Origin of the sequence: Pseudomonas fluorescens, assembly GCF_902497995.1 — a bacterium.
In the GTDB taxonomy this organism is placed as follows: domain Bacteria; phylum Pseudomonadota; class Gammaproteobacteria; order Pseudomonadales; family Pseudomonadaceae; genus Aquipseudomonas; species Aquipseudomonas fluorescens_BK.
In genome coordinates, this window is record NZ_CABVII010000070.1 from 1 (window position 1) to 535 (window position 535).

General features: G+C 60.9%; 1 protein-coding gene. It reads left to right on the plus strand.

The features are described from left to right. Positions 1-85 precede the first annotated feature (85 nt). On the plus strand, positions 86-535 hold a 450-nt coding region (locus F8N80_RS30945), incomplete at its 3' end, for a DUF4130 domain-containing protein (protein ID WP_150785342.1).

A 535-nucleotide genomic window follows, 5' to 3' on the forward strand; every position in this document is an offset into this window, starting at 1 on the left:
ACCCGCAGCAGGCCGAGGTCACCAGTCAATTGCTGTATCAGCAATTGCGCGACCGGCCGATGCCGCAGCAGATGGGGTTGTGGGGATGATCAATCTCGATTGCGACGACCTGTTCGACACCTGGCGCCAGCAGGCACGCTGGCTGCTTAGCCATGAAGTCGACCCGAGTGTGGTGAGTTGGGCCAGCGAGGGCGTCAGTGATCTTTTTGCCAGTGATCATCAAGTACCCGAAGGGCAGGGGCCATTCCAGGCGCGGATCCCGCGAGCATTGCTCGATACGCTTGGGCAAGCCGCACAATATCGCGGCGACCAGCGCTGGAGTCTCTTGTACGAAGTTCTATGGCGGGTCAGCCACGGCGATCGCACGGCGATGATGGCTGGCGACAAACTGGGCAGCGAGTTACAGCGGCGGATCAAGCAAGTACGCCGCGAAGCCCATCACCTGCATGCTTTTGTGCGCTTCATCGAGCGGCCGCAAGATTTGCCAGGTCCGCAATATGTCGCCTGGCATGAGCCGGCCCACGACATCCTGCAC